The 17,706-nt window shown below is 42.3% G+C and carries 17 protein-coding genes and 1 pseudogene; 12 read left to right on the forward strand and 6 right to left on the reverse strand.

Annotated elements, in window-relative coordinates; genetic code table 11:
- Positions 1 to 245 precede the first annotated feature (245 nt).
- Together ACJMKR_RS10135 and trmL are read left to right on the forward strand one after the other, a co-directional pair.
- Positions 246 to 944 (forward strand): MlaA family lipoprotein, encoded by a 699-nt coding sequence (locus tag ACJMKR_RS10135; protein WP_423064239.1) that lies wholly within the window; start codon positions 246 to 248, stop codon positions 942 to 944.
- Entirely contained in the window at positions 944 to 1,399 is a 456-nt protein-coding gene (gene trmL, locus ACJMKR_RS10140; RefSeq protein WP_423062951.1) for a tRNA (uridine(34)/cytosine(34)/5-carboxymethylaminomethyluridine(34)-2'-O)-methyltransferase TrmL, read from the forward strand. The genes ACJMKR_RS10135 and trmL overlap by 1 nt, the downstream gene beginning before the upstream one ends.
- A 21-nt stretch (positions 1,400 to 1,420) precedes the next feature.
- Here the strand turns inward: trmL and ACJMKR_RS10145 are convergent, their stop codons facing one another.
- From ACJMKR_RS10145 to ACJMKR_RS10165, 5 genes are read right to left on the reverse strand one after another with little or no spacing between them, the layout of a single operon-like run.
- Complete coding sequence (locus ACJMKR_RS10145; protein WP_423062952.1) at positions 1,421 to 2,428, reverse strand: NAD(P)H-dependent glycerol-3-phosphate dehydrogenase; 1,008 nt, start codon at positions 2,426 to 2,428, stop codon at positions 1,421 to 1,423.
- An 11-nt stretch (positions 2,429 to 2,439) separates the two neighbouring features.
- Entirely contained in the window at positions 2,440 to 2,937 is a 498-nt protein-coding gene (gene secB / locus ACJMKR_RS10150; protein WP_423062953.1) for a protein-export chaperone SecB, read from the reverse strand.
- A 21-nt stretch (positions 2,938 to 2,958) separates the two neighbouring features.
- A complete protein-coding gene (gene grxC / locus ACJMKR_RS10155) occupies positions 2,959 to 3,210 on the reverse strand; it encodes a glutaredoxin 3 (RefSeq protein ID WP_423062954.1) in 252 nt (83 codons plus the stop codon).
- A gap of 6 nt (positions 3,211 to 3,216) precedes the next feature.
- Entirely contained in the window at positions 3,217 to 3,645 is a 429-nt protein-coding gene (locus ACJMKR_RS10160) for a rhodanese-like domain-containing protein (protein WP_423062955.1), read from the reverse strand.
- 55 nt (positions 3,646 to 3,700) lie between these two features.
- Positions 3,701 to 5,641 (reverse strand): S9 family peptidase, encoded by a 1,941-nt coding sequence (locus ACJMKR_RS10165; RefSeq protein WP_423062956.1) that lies wholly within the window; start codon positions 5,639 to 5,641, stop codon positions 3,701 to 3,703.
- Between the two features lie 242 nt (positions 5,642 to 5,883).
- On the opposite strand from ACJMKR_RS10165, the gene ACJMKR_RS10170 reads away from it, so the two are divergent.
- The 10 genes and pseudogenes from ACJMKR_RS10170 to ACJMKR_RS10215 all read left to right on the forward strand — a co-directional run bounded on the left by ACJMKR_RS10170 (position 5,884) and on the right by ACJMKR_RS10215 (position 15,682).
- A complete protein-coding gene (locus tag ACJMKR_RS10170; RefSeq protein ID WP_423062957.1) occupies positions 5,884 to 6,078 on the forward strand; it encodes a hypothetical protein in 195 nt (64 codons plus the stop codon).
- Entirely contained in the window at positions 6,047 to 7,300 is a 1,254-nt protein-coding gene (locus ACJMKR_RS10175; RefSeq protein WP_423062958.1) for an ATP-grasp domain-containing protein, read from the forward strand. Before ACJMKR_RS10170 ends, ACJMKR_RS10175 begins: the two co-directional genes overlap by 32 nt.
- The gene (locus ACJMKR_RS10180; protein ID WP_423062959.1) at positions 7,287 to 8,135 is read left to right on the forward strand and encodes a hypothetical protein; all 849 of its coding nucleotides are present in this window, start codon (positions 7,287 to 7,289) and stop codon (positions 8,133 to 8,135) included. Before ACJMKR_RS10175 ends, ACJMKR_RS10180 begins: the two co-directional genes overlap by 14 nt.
- A gap of 160 nt (positions 8,136 to 8,295) precedes the next feature.
- Positions 8,296 to 8,856 carry a hypothetical protein gene (locus tag ACJMKR_RS10185; RefSeq protein ID WP_423062960.1) on the forward strand — a complete coding sequence of 187 codons (561 nt, stop codon included), beginning with the start codon at positions 8,296 to 8,298 and terminating at the stop codon, positions 8,854 to 8,856.
- The gene (locus ACJMKR_RS10190; RefSeq protein WP_423062961.1) at positions 8,780 to 9,439 is read left to right on the forward strand and encodes a hypothetical protein; all 660 of its coding nucleotides are present in this window, start codon (positions 8,780 to 8,782) and stop codon (positions 9,437 to 9,439) included. The genes ACJMKR_RS10185 and ACJMKR_RS10190 overlap by 77 nt, the downstream gene beginning before the upstream one ends.
- Positions 9,440 to 9,532: 93 nt before the next feature.
- Positions 9,533 to 10,117 carry a hypothetical protein gene (locus ACJMKR_RS10195; protein WP_423062962.1) on the forward strand — a complete coding sequence of 195 codons (585 nt, stop codon included), beginning with the start codon at positions 9,533 to 9,535 and terminating at the stop codon, positions 10,115 to 10,117.
- A gap of 67 nt (positions 10,118 to 10,184) precedes the next feature.
- Positions 10,185 to 11,303, forward strand: a pseudogene (locus tag ACJMKR_RS10200) (IS481 family transposase).
- Between the two features lie 294 nt (positions 11,304 to 11,597).
- Positions 11,598 to 13,157 carry a 2,3-bisphosphoglycerate-independent phosphoglycerate mutase gene (gene gpmI / locus ACJMKR_RS10205; protein ID WP_423064240.1) on the forward strand — a complete coding sequence of 520 codons (1,560 nt, stop codon included), beginning with the start codon at positions 11,598 to 11,600 and terminating at the stop codon, positions 13,155 to 13,157.
- Between the two features lie 16 nt (positions 13,158 to 13,173).
- On the forward strand, positions 13,174 to 14,307 hold the full coding sequence (locus tag ACJMKR_RS10210) for a murein hydrolase activator EnvC family protein (protein ID WP_423062963.1): 1,134 nt from the start codon (positions 13,174 to 13,176) through the stop codon (positions 14,305 to 14,307).
- Between the two features lie 10 nt (positions 14,308 to 14,317).
- Positions 14,318 to 15,682 (forward strand): S41 family peptidase, encoded by a 1,365-nt coding sequence (locus tag ACJMKR_RS10215; RefSeq protein WP_423062964.1) that lies wholly within the window; start codon positions 14,318 to 14,320, stop codon positions 15,680 to 15,682.
- 189 nt (positions 15,683 to 15,871) lie between these two features.
- Here the strand turns inward: ACJMKR_RS10215 and ACJMKR_RS10220 are convergent, their stop codons facing one another.
- Positions 15,872 to 17,704, reverse strand: a complete 1,833-nt coding sequence (locus ACJMKR_RS10220) for a mechanosensitive ion channel family protein (protein ID WP_423062965.1) — start codon at positions 17,702 to 17,704, stop codon at positions 15,872 to 15,874.
- Positions 17,705 to 17,706: the final 2 nt, after the last annotated feature.

A 17,706-nucleotide genomic window follows, 5' to 3' on the forward strand; every position in this document is an offset into this window, starting at 1 on the left:
ATCCTCTGCTCACTATTTTAGGCGGGGCAGTATAGCATATTTCTTGTAGAGTGAGGACTTACCTTCTCTAGCGCTACCAAAGGATATAAGCTAAACTCGGCAGCATGAGACTGTTTCTTAAATTTTGCCTTTGTTTACTCTTGAGCGGGGTGCTCGCGGGTTGCACAAGGCACCCGACAGATCCAAACGATCCTCTTGAGCCGTTTAACCGTGCGATGTTTGCTTTCAACATGGGTGTGGATCATATGATTTATCGTCCCGTCACGAAAGTATACACCACCATCGTTCCCCCTCCCTTACAGCGAGGCGTCTCCAATGTTTTCTCTAATCTCGGGGAGTTAACCACCATCCCTAACGACCTTTTGCAAGGCAAATTCAAATATATGTTCATGGATTTTTGGCGTTTTGTCATTAATTCCACGATTGGTTTAGGTGGCTTATTTGATGTTGCAACACGAATGGGTTTACTCAAACATTACGAAGATTTTGGCATGACACTTGCTTATTATAGCGATAAAAAAACATCGCCTTATTTCGTATTACCCTTCATTGGACCCATCACATTGCGCTCAGCTATCACACAACCTCTTGATTATTACACCGGTCCTTGGCCCTATATGCACCCAGATAGTTTCCGTTATAGCATGCTCGGGTTGAAGTGGTTGAATATTCGTGCAGGATTAATGCCCGCTAATAAATTAATCGACACCGCGTTTGATCCGTATGCATTCATGCGCAGCGCTTATATGCAGCGTCGCATGCAGATGATTCATAATAACGAGCATGATTATGAGCCCGGCAAGGCAAAGCCCTATCAGGAAAGTTGGATTACAATTAGCGAACATGCACATGCAGCTCCGTTAAATGAATCCACTAACAGCGATAATAAATCCGCCAATAGCAATAATAGTAACAACGATACGCAAAAAACTGTGAAAAAATAATGTTTCACATTGTGTTATATCAACCTGAAATTCCCCCAAATACTGGTAACATTATACGTTTGTGCGCAAATACTGGCGCCAAGCTACATTTGATTCATCCCTTGGGCTTTAATTTAGATGAAAAACAAGTAAAACGAGCTGGATTGGATTATCACGATCTTGCCGATGTAAAAGAATATCAAAGTTATCATGATTTTTTAGAACGCCTGAAGCCAAGAAAAATTTTTGCCTGCACGACTAAAGGCCAACAAAATTACGCAAACGTAAATTATGCACCCGGTGACGTTTTGTTATTGGGGCCTGAAACACGGGGTTTGCCGGACGATATGTTAGCTGAGTTTTCTGAATCTCAAAAAATCCGCATCCCGATGCGATCCACCACGCGTAGCTTAAATCTATCGAACGCAACCGCCATCATTTTATATGAAGCCTGGCGACAACAGAATTTCAAGTAGTTCCTAATTGAAATTCATTAATTACGATTCGGATTTTGGAGTGCGTTCTAATAACTCTTTCACGGCAACGCGCGGATTTAAATGATCGTGCAAAATGCGGTAAACTTGAGTGACGATAGGCATTTCAACGCCATATTTTTGGGATAGTTCATAAACCTGCTTAGCGTTATAAAGACCCTCAACCGCTTGCCCGATTGCTTTTTCTGCGCTCTTAAAATCAATACCTTCACCCAACGCCAAACCAAAACGACGATTACGCGACTGATTATCCGAGCATGTTAAAATCAAATCACCAACACCCGCCAAACCCACTACGGTTTCTTGCTGACCACCAAGCGCAATACATAAACGACTCATTTCTGCTAAGCCTCGTGTGATCATTGCACATCGTGAGTTAACACCCAGTTTCATGCCATCATTAATGCCCGCTGCAATAGCTAACACATTTTTAATAGCGCCACATAACTCGATACCGATCATGTCCTTATTGCGATAAATGCGAAAACGTTTGTTATGAAAACGCTCAATCAAATCCTGCGCAAAAATTTCGTCGTTGCTGGCCAAACTCACTGCGGTCGGTAATCCAGCCGCCACTTCTTTGGCATAGCTCGGGCCCGCGATGACAGCGATCGGTAATGATTTTCCAAAAACAGCTTCAACCACTTCGTGCAGAAGTTTATTAGATGGATCCAAACCTTTTGTCGCCCACGCAAGTCGTGTGGCTTTGCCATTTCGATGAGATTTCACATTCGCAATACATTTACCAAAAGCATGGCTCGGCACCACCACTAAAATATCAGTCACACTCTCTAAGACTTCACCTAAATCGTGATACACCGAAATGTTTTCAGGAAAAGGATGATCGGGAATGTAACGAGAATTAACTCGATCCGCCTGGATTTGTGTAACCAGTTCAGCATCGATATCCCAAAGGCGTACGGTTTGATTATTGCGCGCTAACAAAAGAGCGAGCGCTGTCCCCCAGGAACCCGCGCCTAAAACAGCTATTGGAGAATCAACCTGTTTCACTTATTCCTCTTCTAATGAACCGTACCTTCTTCATCGCTGCCACCTTGCTGAGACTGCTCGTGCTGTTGATACAAGGCATCAAAATTTACCGGCGTCAAATACAACTGCGGAAATCCACCGCGGACAACGGCATCGGTCACCGCCTCACGCGCATAAGGATATAAAATATTCGGGCAAAAACTGCCTAACATCGGGCGCAATTGATCTTCAGGAAAGTTTTTAATTGTGAAAATTCCAGCTTGCTTGATTTCAACCAAAAATATGGTCTTCTCTTTCATTTTAACCGTCACTGTGACCGTTAAAACAACCTCGTGATTATCATCACCCAAGGCGTCGGTTTTTGTTCCCAAATCCATATTTAATTCAGGTTGCCAATCTTCTAAAAAAACTTGCGGACTATTTGGCGCTTCAAAGGATAAATCTTTGATATAGATTCGTTGAATACCGAACTCCGGTTCACTGCCTTGCCCTTGTGATTCATTTTTTGCTTGTTTTCGTACTTCTGCCATTCGATTTCTCCAATTAGTAAATTACTTGAGTAACTCATCGAGTTTCTTCTGCTTTTCTAATGCCCACAGATCATTAAAACCACCAATTTTATGGTCGTTAATAAAAATCTGCGGCACGCTTCGATTTCCACTGCGCTCTATCATTTCTTCAAACTTTTGGGGATCTTTTTCCACATCATATTCTGTGAATTGGACTCCCTTTTGTTTAAGCACCATTTTTGCACGATCACAATAAACACAGTGATCAGTGGTATATATTTCTACCTTTGCCATAGAAATTCAGCCCTTAATCAAAGGCATGTTCGCCGTTTTCCAAGCACCAATACCACCAGCCAGAGTGTAGACTTTAGCAAATCCTTGCTTGTTTAGTTTATTCATAACGCTGGTTGATTTTTGCCCTGATGCGCATACCAAAATGATAGGCCGCTGTTTATATTTTTCCACCTGCTTCACGTTGCGCTCGAGGTCTGACAGAGGCACATTGACAGCCCCTACAATGTGACCTTGTGCAAACGCATTCGTCTCTCGAATATCGAGCACCACCGCATTTTCGCTATTAATCATGCGCGTTGCCATGGGCGGAGTCAGCCGTGAACCACCAGCCCCCTTGGTTTTAGATTCTTCATAGATCAAGAGCAAAAGAGCAATGATGAGTGCTGCCACCCAGTACCAATGTTTTGCTATAAAATGAAATATTTGCTGTGCCATCGTCGTATCATCGTCACTAAAAGGAGTTCAAGTATACTTGCCTGCTTAGCTCGCCTCAAGTACGGGGATAATGAATAATGACATCCGCCAAAACATCCGCTGGCTTGAAGCCCAGAACTTTTCCATAAAATTGCAGCTCTGCTTCCAAAGACTTTTTGATGTTATTGGCATCGCGAAAACCATGCTGCTCGTTCTCAAAAGCCACGTAGGCATAGGGCAACCCTTTTTGAGTGAGAGCCTCAATCATCCCCTCGGTTTGTGAGGGCGGCACAACTTTGTCTTCTAGTCCTTGAAAAAATATAACCGGACATGAAATTTGATCCGCAAAATTAACAGGCGACCGTTTTTTATATATGGCTTTCTGTTCTGGATACGGGCCAATCAGAGAATCTGTGTAACGCATTTCAAATTTTTCACTATCGGCTGTTATTCCCTCTAAATCAGCAACACCGTAGTAACTCGCCCCCACTGCAAATAAATCATAGAACACTAATGCACAGAGCGTTGTGAATCCACCGGCACTACCACCGCGAATGATTAATCGCTTTGGATCTGCTTTACCTTGCTTTATTAAATATTTTGCGGCGTTCACACAGTCAGCCACATCAACAACTCCCCACTCCCCGTTTAAGCGTTTGCGATATTCGCGACCATACCCCGTGCTGCCACCATAATTCACATCCACCACAGCAATACCACGGCTAGTCCAGTATTGAATTTTTAAATTTAATGCAGTTCCGGTTGCAGCCGTTGGTCCACCATGACTGATCACCAGCAAAGGAGGGAGCTCGCCTTTCGGTGCTGCATAATTTTCATTGTAGGGCGGATAATAAAAAGCATACGCGGTTTTATTGTTGTCGGTTGGAAATTCAATGGATTGTGGTTGCGATACATATTTTTTTTCGATCGGTGTATTTGCACTTTTATACACGACCTCATGTTTATTTTTTTTAACGTCATACTGAATTATTGCCGGCGCTTCTGTTGGACTTGCACCGAGAAAAAAAACGGTATTACCATCAACAACTAGGTAAGGCTCTAATTGATCGTAAGGTAAATCAAATGCTTGAAATTTTTCGTCACGAATTAATCCAAGTGTTTGTCTGCCGTTGCTGTTAACGATCGCCACTATCGTTTTATCATCGATAAACGCATACATACTCGTGCCAAAAATCCACTGCGGATAGCCGCACTCAGCCGCCATCGGCGCAACGGCTGTTATAGTTTTATTGTTAACTTTGTAAATGTTCCACCAACCCGATCGATCAGACACAAAATATAATTCATTTTTATCACTCCAAGCAGGCTGGTAAATAGCTTCTGCCTCGCCGCCAGCCACTAAACGCGGATTATTTATTCTGGCATTTTCGTCTAAATCTCCAACCCATAACTCACAACCATCCCAAGGCATTTGCGATTGACTCCAGCATATCCACGCTATTTGTTGTCCATTAGGACTGATACGGGGAGCTGCATAAAAATCATGACCTGTCGCAATTACTTTTGGCTCACGCTGACCATTGCATGGAATCGCTACTAATTCATTGACTACTTCTGTTACACTATGATGCGCTTCGCGCACACAAATAATGTAATCCCCCGCTCGCGTGATCACACCATCGGCATAACGCAACGCCATCGTTTGTGTTGGATTCGGTGTAATGGCAGTCGGCTGTTCGTTATTGTTTTGACGATAGAGCCGCTGGTCTTTATCGTTTGAAAAATAAATCGTATCGTCATGAATTAAATAGTCTCCCCCGCCATATTCATGCACACGATTACGCACGCTAAATCCGGGCGGCGTCATCGTTTTAATAGCGCCATTTGCATTGCGCCGCATAATCACTTGGCGACCCGCCTCTTCAGGGCGACTTTCTAACCAGTAAAGCGCATGAGCATCCCTGTTAAGTTGGCCCAGTCGTCGCGATGATGAAGCCAATAAATCAGCGGTGATGGGTGATTTCCAAGTGCCGTATAGGTAAATTTGCCTATTCATTTTTTAAAATCCTATTTTATATGCTCTGAATCAGTAGCCTGCAACGTAGAGGCCCCTTATTTACTGGTCAAAAACAAGCGTGTCGCGATGCTCGTGATAGATTATTGCCATCCCTGTCAATAATCGACTCGCAATACGCGACAACTTAAATAACCGCGGACGTCCTCCTCACCCCCGCTCCGCGACCTCACGGCTCGACTACGCACGGGCTCTCAACTGACTCGACGCCTCGTAAAGATTTTTTGCAGTCGCTTACGCTCGGCAAAAAATCCCAGCCTACCCCAGAATACGCCCCTTCGCTTCGCTCTCCATCGCGCGCATCGATGGTCTTTTTCTTGCCCCAATTCGTCAAAAATGATACTATTTCTGCACTACGAAACAATCTCAGTGTTTGTGGTAGAGATAATGAATATTGCTATTGTAGATCCTTATATTAGTGGCAGATATCTGGCTCAAACCTTGAGTGAGCATCAAATCAATTCTATTGCCATACTAACTAATACCTCAGTTGCAGAAAAGATGCAGCTATCGGGGCGATTAAATCCTGCAAGTTTTACCCATCTTGTCTATCTTGAAAACTACAAACAAGATGACCTGATAAGGCATCTAGTCAGTTTAGACATCGACATGCTCATAGCAGGAACCGAATATGTCATCGAAGAGGCTGAAACGCTTTCAACTCAGCTAGGCTTAAAATATGGCAACCCCCTCATTACTCTCCCTCTAAGAAAAAATAAATCAAGTATATTGAAACATCTTGGGGCTGAAAATATAGGGATGCCTGCTTCGGAATATATTAATTTGCATGACGAGAAAATAGCGCAAACTGTGCAACGCATAGCCACAACACTTCGCTTCCCTCTTTTTATCAAACCGTGTTCGGCAGGAGGAAGTTTTGGCATTAAACGTTGTAATAACCTTGCTGAATTAGATAGAGCTATTTTGGACTTAAGGTCAAAACAATATGGTTTGTCCAACGAAACCGTTAAAACTGCTATTGTACAAGAATTTATTGATGCACCTGAATATTCCCTGAATGCCGTGAGTTACGCAGGAAAGCATTATATAACAGGAGTATGGCTGTATGAAAAGAGCTATCATGATGGCGATATACCGTGTTATGTAGAGGCAAACCTAGTTAATTTAGCTCCCTCTATGCGGCAAACAATTCAGGCTTTTGTTGATGACTCATTAAATGCGCTAGAGTGGCAATATGGATTCTCGCACATTGAATTTTTTTGGCATCAGAATAAACCTGTCATGGTCGAAGTAAATTTTAGGCTGCCAGGTGTGTTCGGCTTTCTTTGTAATTTAGAAAAAAGCGCTTATGGTGATGACCAAGTAACGATATTGAATAAACTAATAAAGAAAAATGAGGTTGCTCACCATAATTTACATCCCCAGGGTAAAGCGAGGATTTTATTTCTCAGTAATAGAATACCCTATACTGTGCCTACCTTTTCACCTGAAGCGTTTCATAAAATAGAAAGTGTGGTGCTTTTTAGACAGAATATTATCAGTGGAAGCTCAATGCCGCCCGCAAAAAGTTTATCAGACTGTATTCTTTATATTGGCTTATACAACGAAGATGAGCGTCAATTAAATCGGGATACGCAATTGATAAATGATTTATTGAATAGAAACTATGGATTACAGTAAAAGCGTATACCTATCGAGCTTGGCTTACGCCGTTGTCACTGCGTTATCTATCGCTTTAATACATATTTTTACGCAAGGCAGCGTTCCCTTATTATTACTGAGCGCTAGTGCGCTGCTCGCCATCATTTGGTTCAATGGCATTAATTATCGACGATTAGCTGCTTTGTATACTCCCTCTCTTAGGCAGCTAAAATTTATTATAGTAGTTAACATCATTATAGCCATACAATGGACAGCGACGTTTTATGGGGCAAAATTCTCAGTGCCATTCAATTTTTTATTAGTTGCGTTTACCATGCCCCTGATCATATCAAATATTGTTTTAATCCGACGCGGGAAATCGCATATCTTGAGCTTATGCTTTAATCTAACGTTATGCGGCTTAGTAATTTACACCATGAAAAATCCAATAGGGGTTTATTGTGCCTTAGCGGTCGGAGTTTTAGCCTACATTTATCGTAAATATACCTATATCGTGATGAAAAAAGAAAATTACACCCGATTGGATATATTATGCCTTCGTAATTACGGTTTACTGGCAGTCTCTTTAGGCGCCTATTTCATTTATCATTCACAGATTACCATGGTGTGGCCATCTCCTTATGCATTAATTGTGATCCCTTTAATCAGCTTTATCATTCCTATTTATTTAAACCAAGCCGGCATTAAGAATGCAGGGGCCGAGCGACATTCTGCCATTGCCAGTTTGACCCCGATGTTGGCAATTGGCATCTCTTTACTCCTTGGAGTGAAAGACCTCACGACTTCCTCTCTAATTATTGGCGCCATTGCAGCCCTTGCGTTGATCATCCAAAATCTTTATTGGAAAGAATAGAGCGCTATGGCTGAATTGAAAGTGTAGGGCTAAGCAAACAATCTCCAGTACATAAAATTACATATAGAATCTTCTCTGTCCTAATAAATCCTTAAGATTATAACGATTAACTTAATTGTAAGGAAATTAAACTAACACACATGATTAAGGAGGAAATATCATGCGAGACGATGTCTTTCAAGAATTAGAGAGTGCATTAGGCAGACAGTGCACAGAATGCATTCAATTCTATGTTAATCAAATTCCAAGTTATTTATCAGATGTTTCAAGGGACGAACAAGAACAGCAACGTCGCGTCGAAAAAATATTATCCTCCCAGTGCCGCGAGGCCATTCGAAAAATTCCTGCTGCGAACCTTGCAGCACTCGCTACTAATATCTCCGGTACCGAAGCTCTATTATCCTCCCGATGCCCCAAGGCCATAGAAGAAATTCCCGACGCGAATATTGCAACATTCGCTACTAATGACAGAGGTATCAAATATTTATTAGCGTCGCATAACTCCAAGGTCATAAAAAAAATTCCTACTCCGAAACTTACAGCACTCGCTGCAAGTGGGCCAGCCGGTGTCGAATCAATAATAGCCTCTCAATGCTCCGATCCCATGGAAAGAGTTCCTAGTGAAATCCTATATCAATATCTGTTTGATCCAAACAAATGCACTAGAATTCGAACCGGGCGCTTTTGCGGAAGCTACTGCGCAGCTCAAAAATACAGCTAACTATTTAAAAACAACGTGGAATCTAAACCCACAAAAAAAATACGAAGGACTACAAGCTGAGTTTCACGCCTATAAACAAATTCTAGGATTGATAGACCTATTAGAAAGGGAACATAAGGCCCAAAATCCTGCTACAGCGCCAGCCATTGCACGCCTCATAGAGTACGGAAAGAATTGTTTAGGAAGCCACGACTTAACCTTCCGAAAAAAATATGAGAGGTTTCATCGTGAGTATCAGGCATTTTCAGATATTCAAAAGCTCATTCCAAAATTGCAAAAATTACAAGCTAACGCCAACGCTGAAGAAGAACCCATAGCAGCGCCAGCTATTGCGCGACTCATACAAAACGCAAAAGATACTTTAGCAGGCGATGGTCCAAGCTTTACAGAAAAATACAAAATCCTTAAGGATGAACATGCTGCCATCTTAAGGATCAGGAAATTGATATCTCTCCTAAAGACCAAGGAAGGAAACTCATCAGCTATTCAGCAACTTATAAAAGATGCACAAGCGTGTCGCGATGCTCGTGATAGATTATTGCCATCCCTGTCAATAATCGACTCGCAATACGCGACAACTTAAATAACCGCGGACGTCCTCCTCACCCCCGCTCCGCGACCTCACGGCTCGACTACGCACGGGCTCTCAACTGACTCGACGCCTCGTAAAGATTTTTTGCAGTCGCTTACGCTCGGCAAAAAATCCCAGCCTACCCCAGAATACGCCCCTTCGCTTCGCTCTCCATCGCGCGCATCGATAGATTGTCTCAATCTCGCATACGATGACCCACTTTTTCAAGAAAAATATCGCGCGTTGAATACTAAATATAAAGCACTTTCAAAAATACAGGAAATAGCCACAAGCTTAGCAACCTTTTATCAGGCTGAAGCAAAAAACATTAGCGAAGCCGCTGAAAAAGCCATTAAGAAACTCCAAGATATTGTGAACGAATTTCCTCAAGATGCGAACTCGAGCCTCGAAGAAACCGCCAAAAAATTAAGCGAAGGTATTCAAAACTACGAAGCAGCGCGAAAAGAGCATTTAAAAGTAAGGAAAATTAAAGTCTCATATAAATCACGTTGGAGAACCAACCCGGAACGATTAGCTGTGATTGAAGCCATGCTTAAAATGACAGACAAACTCTTTGATGGCACGATGACAGTAAATGATTTTCAAAACTCTGTTGCGGACCGGCAGCAAGACGTTCGCGACTCACATGCTAATTCATGCTTTACCTGTAAACCTTCAGACTTGATCTGACACTCCTGGTCAGTTAGAGTAAAATTTAATTGACCAACCTTAAACAACCAACACGAGGAGTGTCATTATGACCAGTGTATCCGAAAAGATTATCAAACCCAAATTAGGTTTACTAGAGCTGTCTAAACAATTGGGAAATGTTTCACAAGCCTGCAAGGTTATGGGTTATTCACGCGACAGTTTTTACCGTTTCAAAACACTTTATGAAAATGGTGGCGAAGAAGCACTCCATGATATGAGTAAGAAGAAACCGAATGAAAAAAATAGAGTGCCGCTACATGTAGAAGAAGCGGTAATTGCTTTGGCTATTGAAAACCCAGCGTTAGGTCAGGCACGTGCGGCCAATGAATTACTGGCGCGAGGCATTATCGTATCGAGCAGCGGAGTTCGTTCGGTGTGGCTACGTAATGATCTAGAGACTTTTAAGAAGCGACTAAAAGCGCTTGAAGCGAAATCGGCGCAAGACGGTATGTTATTAACGGAAGAACAATGACAAGCATTAGAAAAATCAAAACGAGAAAAAGAAGCGCACGGCGAGATTGAAACAGAACACCCAGGTTATTTAGGTTCTCAGGATACGTATTATGTTGGCACGATGAAGGGCGTTGGCCGTATTTATGAGCAGACTTTTGTCGATACCTATAGCAGAATCGCTTTTGCGAAGTTATACACGGAGAAAACAGCGATGACGGCAGCTCATTTATTAAATGAACGTGTATTGCCATGGTTTAATGAGCAAGGTATCCGATTGCTGCGTATGCTCACGGATCGCGGGACGGAATATTGTGGAAAAATTGAGAACCACGCCTATCAACTTTATTTAGCAGTTGAAGACATTGACCATTCGAAAACACGCGCACGTTCTCCGCAGACCAATGGTATTTGTGAACGTTTTCATAAAACGATTAAACAAGAATTTTATGATGTTGCTTTTCGAAAAAAAATATATCGTTCCCTAGAAGAATTACAACAAGACGTTGATGCGTGGATCAAAACATATAATGAGGTCAGGCCCCATTCCGGCGAGCGTTGTTATGGAAAAACACCCATGCAAACTTTTCTTGATGCAAAGCATTTGGCACAAGAAAAAGAATTAGATAAACTATGTAAAACTATTCCAAGCGTGTCGGCAGATGAATTGAATAAGGCGCACAGTAATCACGACACGCAACTGGTAGAGGAGTAATTAGAATCCGATCTATCGGACAGAAAATATGTCCGATAAATCTCAACTGTCAGATCAAGTCGAGAGTTCTACACTTTTACCCTATTCGGTACCAAGAGTAGGCTTGCTGAGGCTATTGAAAAAGAATATCCATCTCCTGACCTTGAACCTGGAGCGCCAATCCCCGGTCATTAACTTACAGCAAAGCGAGCAACCATCACTACCATCTTGTGCAGCCACACATTACTTGCAAATTATTCTGTCAACTCGAGCAAATTATACGATAATGACTAATTAACTGGTAGAATGCCACACATGAACAAAACACAAGCAAAACGACCCAAACCCATCACCCTGATCATCCTCGATGGCTGGGGTGAAAGCGAACAAAAACAACATAATTCCATAGAGATGGCGAAAACACCTAGCTATGATTATTTGTTATCGCACTGCCCTCACGCCTCACTAAAAGCCTCCGGTGAAGAGGTTGGTTTGCCTGCCGGGCAAATGGGAAATTCCGAAGTGGGTCACCTGCACATCGGCTCGGGACGAAAGGTGCCGCAAGACTTAACGCGCATCGATCAAGCCGTTAAAAGCGGTGAATTTTATAAAAATACTGTTTTGGCAGATGCCATTCATCAAGCGAAAAAAGCCAATAAATCCATACACATTATTGGGTTACTGTCACCGGGCGGCGTTCACAGTCACGAATCGCACATCGCTGCCATGATTAACATGGTCAACCAACACGGCGTGAGCAAAAACTATTTCCACGCAATCTTAGACGGTCGCGACACACCCCCAAAATCCGCCGCCGCATCCATCGAACGCATTGCTGGCGAATATAAAAAATTAGGCCAGGGGAAAATTGCCTCTGTCATCGGGCGTTACTATGCCATGGACCGCGATAAACGTTGGGAACGCACCGAAAAAGCATACAACTTATTAACTCAAGGCACTGCCGATTATCATGTCGATACCGCCATCGAAGGATTAAAAATCGCTTATGCACAAGGCGAAACAGATGAATTCGTCAAGGCCATTAGCGTTCATCACGATGATGAGTCACCGATCACAGTGCAAGATGGCGATGTAATGATTTTCATGAATTTCCGTGCGGATCGCGCACGGCAATTAACGCATGCATTCACTGACAAATCATTTGATGGCTTTGATCGCAAAGTCACTCCGAAATTATCAGCATTTGTCACATTAACTCAATACGCCAAAGACATTAACGCTGCTGTAGCATTTCCACCGTTACAATTGCACAACACCTTAGGCGAATTTTTATCGTCTCAAGGTTTACGCCAATTGCGCATCGCCGAAACAGAAAAATACGCACACGTCACGTATTTTCTAAACGGTGGCGTCGAGGCACCATTTGCAGAGGAAGATCGCATTTTAATTCCATCACCCAAAGTCGCCACTTATGACTTACAGCCAGAAATGAGCGCCGTCGAAGTAACCGACAAATTAGTGGAAGCGATCGAACATGGCGATTACGACGTTATCATCTGTAATTTTGCAAACCCTGATATGCTCGGCCATACCGGCAATGAAAGCGCAACGAACCACGCTATTGAAATCATCGATGCTTGTTTAAAACGCATTGTAGATGCGCTAAAAGCGATCGGCGGTGAAGCGCTAATTACAGCCGATCATGGCAATGCTGAAATGATGTATGACAATAAAACGGGGCAACCCCATACTGCTCATACGAATAATCTGGTACCATTGATTTATGTTGGCAGGGAGGCAACGTTTAGCAATCAAATGGGCGCATTGGATGACATCGCCCCCACTCTGCTTTATTTAATGGGTCTTGATAAACCCAAAGAAATGACCGGTCATAATTTACTGAAGCTGAAATAAACCCGTGCAAAGGATAATGCCTTATAAAAACGTCGCTATATTCCTCGTGGCTATTTTATTTTTAATACTTAGCCCGGCAATCCTTGCGAATAATCACAATCAACTCAATCAAATTAATCACAAGATTGCGAACATCAAAGCGCTTTTATCAGCCGAACAAAACAAACGATCACAATACCAATCTGAATTAAAGAAAAATGAAATTGCCTCGGGCAACATATTAGAAAAATTAAAAGCTACTCAACAAGACTTAAAAAAACAACAGGCGCTATTAACTCGGTTATCGCACCAATCTAGCGTTTACGAATCAAAACTAACGAGTCAGCAGGCGTGGTTAGCGCAACAAATTCGAATGGCTTATATCGTTGGTCGGCAACCTTATTTAAAATTAATCCTCAACCAATCCGATGCAGAAAAAATGAGTCGCATCTTAACTTACTATCGCTACATTAGCCGAGATCAAGTTGAAGCCATTCAACAATTGCAAACCACGATAGAGCAAATACAAAATAATCAGCAACAAATCCAATCGGAAACAAGTATATTGAAACAACTGGAAAATAATCAGCAAAAAGAACATGACAAGCTGAAACACGCTCGAGAATTGCGGAAAACTTTGATCCAAAAGATTAATAGTCAAATCAACACCAAGAGTCAAAGACTCGCTGAATTACTGGCTAATAAACGATTGCTCGAACGCACTATTTCGCAGTTAGAAGAAAAGAAGAGCACTTACGAAGCGATGCATGTGGATTTTGGCCGACTTAAAGGAAAATTACCCTGGCCAACGAAAGGCAAAGTGTTGCCCTATTTTGGCAATCAAATCTACCAAAGCCAAATACGATGGGCAGCCATTCTGATCAGAGCTCCCGAAGACCAACCGGTGCATGCAATTGCATCCGGAAAAGTTGTTTTTGCTAAGTGGTTACCGGGATACGGATTATTATTGATTATCAGCCATGGACATGGTTATATGACATTATATGGGCGAAACCATTATTTATACAAAAAACCGGGAGACCTCGTACAAAAAGGAGACCTGATTGCAACGATAGGCAACAGCGGCGGCTACGAGAAACCCGCGCTTTATTTTGCCATTCGACACAACGCAATACCCCTCAATCCGGTCAATTGGTGTCGTTCAGGATAAGGAGACATAAATGACATTTCGTAAGGTTTTAACCATCATTCTTTTAGTGACCTCATTAATAAGCGCACCACTAATAAGCTCGGCTGCAGAAGAAAGTGCTCCGCGACTCCCACAGCGAGGCATGAACCTCAATCGCCAAAACCAGCAACTACCGCGTGAAGACATTCAACGTTTTGTCACGGCTATAGCGCTTATTCATCGTTATTACATTAAAAAAGTTAATAACAGCAAATTATTTGATAATGCCATCAGCGGTATGGTCGACAGTCTTGATCCTCACTCCACGTATCTTGATGCAAATGAATTAAAAGAATTGAAAACAACCGTTTCAGGTCAGTTTGTCGGTGTCGGCATTGAATTAACGGTAACGAAAGCAGGACTTTTAAAAGTAATCAGTCCGTTGGATGGCTCTCCTGCAAAAAAAGCAGGCATCAAAGCCAACGACATTATCATCAAAATCGATAAAAAATTAGTCCGAAACATGAGCCTAACCGATGCCGTTAAAAACATTAAAGGCAAAAAAGGCACGCAAGTAACCTTAACAGTCGTACGAAAAAATGTGAGCAAACCTTTAGTATTTAAGTTAACCCGCCAAACTATTAGCCTGGTTAGCGTTAAAAGCAAAACATTGGAAAACGGTTACGGTTATGTTCGCATTACTTTCTTCCAAGGTCCGCTTGAAAAACAATTGCGCGCTGCCATCGAAAAATTGAAACAACAATCGGGCGGCAAATTAAAAGGTTTTGTACTAGACCTACGAAATAATCCAGGTGGTTTATTGGATGTCAGCGCAGAGGTTGCCGATACCTTTTTAAATTCCGACAAAATAAACAAATACCGAGATTATATCGTTTATACGAAAGGTCGAATCCCAGGCTCTGATATGCATATCAAAATGACGCCGGGGGACATGATCCCCAATACCCCAATGATTGTGCTTATTAATGGTGGCTCAGCGTCGGCTTCCGAGATCGTTGCCGGTGCACTGCAAGATTACAAACGCGCCATCATCATGGGCACGCGCAGCTTTGGCAAGGGTTCGGTACAAACCGTTTTACCATTAGGTAAAGACAGCGCGATCAAACTCACCACCGCATTGTATTACACCCCAGCCGGTCGTGAAATCCAGGCAAAAGGGATTGTGCCCGATGTGACAGTGCCTGAACTGATGGTAAGAAGCACAGAAAATGGCTTCATCGCTATTGATGAATCCGATTTCCAAAATCATTTGGCTAACGACGATGATACCAAAAACAAAGCCGCTGTAACGAAACTCAAGACGGCCATGAAATCAGAGTTGCAACTTGCCAAAGAAGACTATCAGCTCTATGAAGCCTTGATGATGTTGAAGGGTTTGAATGCAGTCGGTCGTTAAGTGACTTGTAACTGCATGTCCTGAGTGCGGAGCTCCATCACATGTCATCCCGAACACAGTGAGGGATCTCGTAACCATAGCAGAGAGTGCTGCACATTTGAGATTTCTCACGTTGCTCGAAATGACGATCAGTAACCCCCATCACAACTAACGCTCCGAAATACAGTTGGGTGTGTCGTTACAGTCATTTTATGTCGTTGGCATATTTTTAATATGCACATCTCGCTGTGGGAAGGCGATCGTGATGGCATTTTGTTTGAATGCCTGATTAATCGCAAAATTAAGCTCACTTTCAATAATGAATTTTTTGTTCACATCTTTAATGACAACCCAAAGTTCGAAATTCAAGCTGCTATCACCAAACGATTTAAACAAAATAATCGGCTCATGCGGGGAATCTTGCACAACATCAGAATGGTTTAAGGCAACTTCCGTCAATAATTTTTTAACTAATTCCACATCGCTGCCATAAGCAACACCGACCTTACAACTCAACCGCCAGTAAGGATCGCGAAACATATAATTAACAACTTGCTTCGTCACCAATTCTGAATTCGGCACAATAACGTCTTCTCGTTGTAACGTATTAATTTGCGTCGCACGAATGCGTATTTTCCTCACAAATCCTTCTGTTCCCTCTACCGCAATCCGATCACCCACTTTAATCGGTTTTTCAAGCAAAAGAATAATGCCCGACACAAAATTATTAACAATCCTCTGCAAACCCAAACCAATACCCACCGAAAGCGCACCCGCGATAATCGCCAAACCGGTGAAATCAACACCCGCCACTAACAAACCAACGATAAGAGCTATTGCAAAAACGATATAATTAATGATAGAAGCAACCGCTACTTGAGTATCTTTCTCGTCTTGAAACTGATGCTTGCGAGTAACGTGCGCAGCAATCAATCGCCCCACCATGCTGATAACAGAAAAAATCGCCAAACCAACTATAATACGAGAAACACTAATTTTAAGGCGCGCCCAATCAAACCCCTCAAAAACGAATTTTTCAAAGTGTTGCAGAGTGGTCCGAGAAACACCCCATGCTTTTAACAGTAAAAACAGAAATACGCAAAGAAAGAAAATATAAAAAGCGAGCTTCAGTATAGAAAATTCATAGATATTTTTATGGGGTTTTACGCCTAAATAATATTTAATTTTTCTCGAAACTTGCGATTGATTATTGTTGATAATGTCCACCATGCGAGCGACCACCCGCATGGCTATCCACAGCAGTACACTCAACAAAAAACTCGCAAAAAGACCTGAAACTATGTATAGAGCGAGATGATGATAGCCCACCCACTCCAAAAATAATGTCGTTATTAACAAAACGATCAACAGTGATTTTGCAACATAACAAATGCCACGACTCACTATCAACCTCACAAACAACCACAGCAGCGAGATAACAGACAAACTCAACAACGTCATATAGACGGTACGAATGATTTCAACTGGATTTGTTGGTAGCTTTTGGTCTCTAAATAAAATAACAGCGAGATAACCGATTAGCGCAAGCACAACGAATACGACGAATCGCAGCATAAACGCTCTATGCATACACGTTTTTACACGCAAAAAGCTGATCGCCGGAGCGGGGGGCGCGACAAACAAGCTAAACAATGCAATAAGCAAAGTTGCAACAAACAATGAATAGCTTATCAGCTCTAAAAAGGGATCGACTTTTATGGCACTGTAGATGGCTAGAAAATACAAACTTGCCGTACCAAACACTAGTAACGGAATCGCATAACGTCTAGCAGTCTGAATGAGAGAAAAAATAAATTTATCAGGCGCTCGATCCTTTCGCAGCCATTTATTGCAAAATATTATAAACAGACTGCCAACAATGATGGCTAAGATAAGGAATCCCATTAACACCAAACCATCGACTAAATCGATTTTACCCACACCACTTAACAAGTGCATTTTAGCTGTGTTGATCGCTGAAAAAGACCAGTGATTTCCTCTTTCAAAAGCCTTCCAGATTGGTGCACTCCGTGTCATCAGCATGT

The sequence above is a fragment of the Candidiatus Paracoxiella cheracis genome, from assembly GCF_049348705.1.
GTDB lineage: Bacteria > Pseudomonadota > Gammaproteobacteria > Coxiellales > Coxiellaceae > Paracoxiella > Paracoxiella cheracis.

Bases quoted from the DNA above. Each gene is read 5' to 3' on its own strand.
- ACJMKR_RS10135 (WP_423064239.1), top strand. From the start codon at position 246: ATGATTTATCGTCCCGTCACGAAAGTATACACCACCATCGTTCCCCCT.
- trmL (WP_423062951.1), top strand. From the start codon at position 944: ATGTTTCACATTGTGTTATATCAACCTGAAATTCCCCCAAATACTGGT.
- secB (WP_423062953.1), bottom strand. From the start codon at position 2,937: ATGGCAGAAGTACGAAAACAAGCAAAAAATGAATCACAAGGGCAAGGC.
- grxC (WP_423062954.1), bottom strand. From the start codon at position 3,210: ATGGCAAAGGTAGAAATATATACCACTGATCACTGTGTTTATTGTGAT.
- ACJMKR_RS10160 (WP_423062955.1), bottom strand. From the start codon at position 3,645: ATGGCACAGCAAATATTTCATTTTATAGCAAAACATTGGTACTGGGTG.
- ACJMKR_RS10165 (WP_423062956.1), bottom strand. From the start codon at position 5,641: ATGAATAGGCAAATTTACCTATACGGCACTTGGAAATCACCCATCACC.
- ACJMKR_RS10175 (WP_423062958.1), top strand. From the start codon at position 6,047: ATGAATATTGCTATTGTAGATCCTTATATTAGTGGCAGATATCTGGCT.
- ACJMKR_RS10180 (WP_423062959.1), top strand. From the start codon at position 7,287: ATGGATTACAGTAAAAGCGTATACCTATCGAGCTTGGCTTACGCCGTT.
- ACJMKR_RS10185 (WP_423062960.1), top strand. From the start codon at position 8,296: ATGCGAGACGATGTCTTTCAAGAATTAGAGAGTGCATTAGGCAGACAG.
- gpmI (WP_423064240.1), top strand. From the start codon at position 11,598: ATGAACAAAACACAAGCAAAACGACCCAAACCCATCACCCTGATCATC.
- ACJMKR_RS10210 (WP_423062963.1), top strand. From the start codon at position 13,174: ATGCCTTATAAAAACGTCGCTATATTCCTCGTGGCTATTTTATTTTTA.
- ACJMKR_RS10215 (WP_423062964.1), top strand. From the start codon at position 14,318: ATGACATTTCGTAAGGTTTTAACCATCATTCTTTTAGTGACCTCATTA.
- ACJMKR_RS10220 (WP_423062965.1), bottom strand. From the start codon at position 17,704: ATGCTGATGACACGGAGTGCACCAATCTGGAAGGCTTTTGAAAGAGGA.